This is a genomic window from Micromonospora sp. NPDC049580 (genome assembly GCF_040675595.1).
Lineage (GTDB): Bacteria > Actinomycetota > Actinomycetes > Mycobacteriales > Micromonosporaceae > Micromonospora.
In genome coordinates, this window is record NZ_JBFAPG010000476.1 from 1 (window position 1) to 4,906 (window position 4,906).

The following is a 4,906-nucleotide window of genomic DNA, read 5'->3' on the forward strand; positions in this document are numbered from 1 at the left end:
GCCGACCGGGCCAGCGTCGACCGGGCCAGCGTCGACCGGGCCAGCGTCGACCGGGCCAGCGTCGACCGGGCCAGCGTCGACCGGGCCGGGCGCCGGCGGCAGTACCGGCCGCAGGTCAGATGGAGGCGGCACCGTCTACCACGATGACCTGGCCGTTGATGTTGGTGTGTTCACGCAGCAGCATCCGCACCACCGGTACGACCTCCACCGGCTCGGTCAGGTGGCCGGACGGGGTGCGGCGCACGATCTGGTCGAGCTGCGTCGGGCCGAGCACGGCGGACATCTCCGAGGCGAAGAAGCCGGGCGCGACCGCGTTGACCAGCATCCGGCCACCGAGCTCCCGGGCGAGCGAGCGGGTGGCGGCGTCCATGCCGCCCTTGGTGGCCGAGTACGCGACCAGGCCCGGAAAGCCGCGCTGCGCGCAGATCGAGGTGATGTTGACGATCCGCCCCCGCAGGCCCTTGCCGAGCATCCGGCGGATCACCAACCGGGTCAGTTGCAGGGGCGCGGTCAGGTTGGTCTCGATGATCCGGGCGATGTCGTCGGTGGCGGTGTGCACGTGCAGGGAGTCCTGCCCGACGGCGGCGTTGTTGACGATGCCGTCGATCGGGCCGAGACGCTGCTCCACCTCGCGGACGAAGCCCTGGGCGGCACGCAGGTCGGTGACGTCGACCGAGCCGACGTGCACCCGGTCGGGGTGCTCGGCGGCGAGCTTCTCCAGCTCCGGGGTGACGGTACGGGCGAACGCGGCCACCCGTACGCCCGCGTCGAGCAGGTCGGTGACGATGGCCAGGCCCAGTCCTCGGGAACCGCCGGAGACGAGGACCACTGAGCTGGGGGGAACGAGCTGGGTGTCGGCGGGGTCAGACATCGCTCTTCAGGGTCTCCTTGACGGGAATCTCGGCCAGCACGCGGATCCTGCGGGGCACCGCGTGCTCGGGCAGCCGGTCGGCACACCAGCGGACCAGCGCCGCCTCGTCCGGCACGCTGACGGAAGGGTCGGCCGAGTCGGCGAGGCCGTCGGCGACGGACGGGGTGAGGACCACGTCGGCGACCACCATCCGCCCGAGCACCGGGGCCCGGCGGCCGGTGACCCGGGCCCACGCCACGTTCGGATGCCCGGTCAGCACGCCGCGGACCACACCGGCGGAGACCTTGCTGCCGCCGACGTTGATCTCGTCGGAGTCCAGTCGGCCGGTGATCAGCACCCGCCCGTCGACCACCTGCACCCGGTCCCCGGTGCGGACCGGGCCGGCCAACCCGGCCCCGTGGTACGGGGAGGTGACGACCAGCTCGTCGTCGTGGACGGAGAGGGTGGGTCGGCCCGGGGTTTCCCGATCCAGCCACTCGACCGGGAACCCGGCCCGCCCGTCGTGCACCACGATGGACGCTCCGACCTCGGAGGACGCGTAGATCCAGGAGATCCGGGCGGCGGGAAAGACGTCCCGCAGCTGGTCCAGGATCGCCTGGTCCACCGGCTCCCCGCCCAGGGTGAGCTGGCGCAGCGGCACCCGGGCCAGCGCGGCGGCGTCCCGGTAGAGGGTGCGCCGCCAGAAGGTCGGCGTGCCGGACGCGGCGTCGACCCCGTGCGCGGCCGCGACCGCCGGCCAGTCGTCCAGTTCGTCCGGCTCGACCACCACCAGGTGCTGACCGGGCTGGGTCAGCGACAGGGTCACCACCTGCCACCAGGCGTACGTGCCGGGGGCGTAGGGGCACAGCCAGGTCCGGTCGGGCTGGTCGGCCCGCACGGTGGTCAGCGTGTCGAGGGTGTGGCCGACCCGCTTGGGGCGGCCCGTCGACCCGGAGGTGAGCAGCCACAGCCGGCCGGGCTCGGCGGCCCGAGGGTGGATCGGCATGCTCGGATACGCGCCGTCGTCGTCGAGGACGGTGACGGTGAACCCGGCGTCCAGCAGCTCGGCGCGCATCGTCGCGTCGACCCGACTCGCGGTGCTGAGCAGCAGCTCGGTGCCGTGCACGGCGTGCTGCCGCGCGGCGGCGAGCGCGTGCCCGGCGGAGTGCGCCAGCACCGCGGCGGGGTCGGGCAGCGTCGGCGTCGGCAACGTCCGCCAGGTCAGCGGGGCGCCGCCGACGACGAGGCGGTTGTCGACGCCGGCCGGCTCTGAGCCCGCGGCGGCCGGACGGGGTGTCGCGACGGTCACTGCTGCTGGAGCTCGACGAGGAAGTCGAGGACGTCGCCGACGGTGGCGATGCGGCGCAGGCCAGGGGCGTCGAAGTTGAGCTCCTCCCCCGTCTCGTCCTCCACCCGCAGGGCCAGCTCGGAGAAGTCCAGTGACCGGAAGCCGATGTCCCGCAGCTGCGCCGCGTCGTCGGCGGGCAGCTCCTTGTCCTGGTTCTTCAGCACTTGAGCCATGAGGTCGCGGATCTGCGCGCGACTCAATTCGTTCATGCGCCGGAGTCTACAACCCAGCGAATGGATAACTGCTTTCCCGGTAGGCCCGGGTAAGGTGCTCCGACCGGACGTGAACAGACAGGAAAGCGAGAGCACGTGCTGCGCGAAGCGACGGCGGACGACGTTCATCTGATGTTGTCCTGGCGTAATCAGGAAACCAACCGTCAGGTCAGCAAGACCAGCCACGAAATCACCGCCGAGGAGCACGCCCGGTGGTGGTCGGCGGTGCGCGACGACCCGACGCGGCGGGTGCTGGTGTACGTCCGCGACGACAGGCCCTGCGGCGTGGTCACCTTCTTCGACCTGCGGCTGGATGGCCCTCGTACCGGCGCGTGGGGCTTCTATCTGGACGCTGACGGGCTGGCCGAGCGGGGCGAGACGCTGCCGGCCTGGCTCGGGGTCATGTCCGAGGCAGTGGAGTACGCCTTCGACGGGCTGCACCTGGCGCGGCTCGACGGGGAGGTGCTGGAACACAACACCGTGGTGCGGCAGATGAACCGGCGTTTCCGATTCGCCGAGGGCACACCGCGACAGGAACTGTCCGACGGTCGGGAAATCACCGTCATCCCGATTTCGTTGGCGCGGGAGGACCGTCGCCAGCGCTGATTGTCGGCGCAATTTCCGGACCGGCCCGACACTATTAACCGCCCGTCCGCCCGGTGGACATCCGCCGTTCACGAAACACGATGTCCACCGGGGCGGAAGGGGTCCACGGGTCAGATTCGGCGCCAGGCCGCCCAGTGCTGCTGCGCGTTGCCGCCGAGCCGGACGAAGCCGTACTTCGCGCCGTCCCAGTCGTCCGGTTGGCCGGGCGCCCAGCGGGTGAACACCACCTGCGCGGCCGCGGGCGGCTGCTCGCGGAACCACCGCACATCGGTCCAGGTCACCTGGTGGCTGAGATTGAACCGCAGGATGTAGTGCACGCCGGTGGAGGCCCAGACGCGCTCGCCGGGGCGTACCCCGACGTCGGCGACCCGGGGGGTCGGCGCGGTGCTCGCCGCCATCGGCCGCACCAGCCGCTGGTCGATCACCTGCATGGTGACGAGGTTGACCACGACCAGGGCGCCGAGCACCGGCAACCGCAGCCGGGGCACCCGGACCGCGGCCACGAGCAGCACGCACGCGCCGATGCCGAGCAGCGACCCGACCACCGGGCGCATCTCCCGCCAGCCGCCGGTCAACGCCATCAGGTCCGGTGCCCCGAAGCCGCCGTAGCGCAGCGAGTGCCCCCGGCTGGCCACGTACGCGAGGCGGACGGCGACCAACGCGCCACCGGCGACCAACAGGCCCACCGCGACCGCCGCCCGGCGCAGCACCACCCGACGCTCCGCGGTGAGCAGCACGCCGAGCCCGACCAGGAGCCAGAACGGGGCCAGCATCTGCACGTAGCGGCCGTAGATCGCGTCCAGCGGCTTGCCGGTGATCCCGGCGAGGATCACCGACGCGCCGCCGGCCACCCCGACAGTGACCACCAGCGCCACACCCATCGCCCAGCGGATGGCGTCGCCGTGGCGCGGGCGCCACAGTTCCCGGACGGCGGCGGCCCAGGCGACCCCGGCCAGGCCGAACGTGATCACCACGAGGTACCAGAGCTGGGTGGTGACGGCCGCCGCGACGCGGACCACCCCCTGCCCCGAGGCGACCGCGGCGACCGTGCCACCGCCCGGGGTGCTGCCCAACAGGTAGACCTTGTCGCCGAGGACGTGGATGCCGGCCTCGTTGACCAGCGCCATGGCCAACACCGGCAGCAGCGCCGCGAGCACCGCGACGGCGGTGATCCGGCGGCGGACGAACAGCAGCAGGACCAGCCCGGCGTGCACCGCCACGATCACCAGGCCGCGCGAGTGCAGCAGGTGGAACGCGCCCACCAGCAGGCCGACGGTGGCCGCGGCGAGCGGGCCGGGACGCTCGATCCAACGGTGTACGGCGAGCAGCCAGGCGACCACCAGCGGCGCCATCACCGTATCGATCATGGCGACGCCGGCGTAGAAGGCGGTGGCCGGCAGCGTGGCCGCCACCACCGCCGCGAGCAGCGCGGACGCGCGGGGCAGTCGGAGCACCCGCCGGCCGAGCAGGTACGCCAGTGGCAGCAGCGCCGAGTTGACCATCGCGTTGATCAGCTGGACCAGCCGGTAGCTGTCGGTGAAGTCCCGGTCGCCGAGGAACGCGGGCGAGATCAGCATCGGGTAGCCGACGCGGCGGAGCAGGTCGTTCTCGCTGCTGAACCCGCCCGGTCCACCAGCGAGGGCGCGGGCGGTGTTCAGATAGCTGTCCTCGTCGGTGTGGGCGATCGGCAGTGCGATGTGCCGCGACAGCCACATCCGCCAGGCGACGCTGAGCACCCAGCCGACGAACAGCAGCAGCGGCATCAGCCACCGGCGCGCGGGTGTCGCGGGCGGTGTCCCGGTCGGGACCGCGGGCCGTTCCATCACGTCGCTGCCGGATGTCATCAACGCCTCCTGAACTGCCGGCCGTGCCGGTAGGCGTGCCCGCCGG

The 4,906-nt window shown here is 72.5% G+C and carries 5 protein-coding genes; 1 reads left to right on the forward strand and 4 read right to left on the reverse strand.

Going from position 1 to position 4,906, the window contains the following annotated elements; translation table 11 throughout:
- Positions 1 to 115 precede the first annotated feature (115 nt).
- From AB0J68_RS27200 to AB0J68_RS27210, 3 genes are read right to left on the reverse strand one after another with little or no spacing between them, the layout of a single operon-like run.
- Complete coding sequence (locus AB0J68_RS27200; RefSeq protein WP_354855109.1) at positions 116 to 871, reverse strand: SDR family NAD(P)-dependent oxidoreductase; 756 nt, start codon at positions 869 to 871, stop codon at positions 116 to 118.
- A complete protein-coding gene (locus AB0J68_RS27205; protein ID WP_363941175.1) occupies positions 864 to 2,159 on the reverse strand; it encodes an AMP-binding protein in 1,296 nt (431 codons plus the stop codon). The genes AB0J68_RS27200 and AB0J68_RS27205 overlap by 8 nt, the downstream gene beginning before the upstream one ends.
- Positions 2,156 to 2,407 carry an acyl carrier protein gene (locus tag AB0J68_RS27210; protein WP_354855107.1) on the reverse strand — a complete coding sequence of 84 codons (252 nt, stop codon included), beginning with the start codon at positions 2,405 to 2,407 and terminating at the stop codon, positions 2,156 to 2,158. The genes AB0J68_RS27205 and AB0J68_RS27210 overlap by 4 nt, the downstream gene beginning before the upstream one ends.
- A 99-nt stretch (positions 2,408 to 2,506) precedes the next feature.
- Here AB0J68_RS27210 and AB0J68_RS27215 point away from each other — a divergent pair, with 99 nt between their 5' ends.
- A complete protein-coding gene (locus AB0J68_RS27215; RefSeq protein ID WP_355067367.1) occupies positions 2,507 to 3,016 on the forward strand; it encodes a GNAT family N-acetyltransferase in 510 nt (169 codons plus the stop codon).
- A 110-nt stretch (positions 3,017 to 3,126) separates the two neighbouring features.
- Here the strand turns inward: AB0J68_RS27215 and AB0J68_RS27220 are convergent.
- The coding region (locus tag AB0J68_RS27220) for a hypothetical protein (protein WP_363941177.1) at positions 3,127 to 4,906 on the reverse strand (1,780 nt) is incomplete at its 5' end.

Coding starts and splice junctions, on each gene's coding strand:
- AB0J68_RS27200 (WP_354855109.1), bottom strand. CDS start 871: ATGTCTGACCCCGCCGACACCCAGCTCGTTCCCCCCAGCTCAGTGGTC.
- AB0J68_RS27210 (WP_354855107.1), bottom strand. CDS start 2,407: ATGAACGAATTGAGTCGCGCGCAGATCCGCGACCTCATGGCTCAAGTG.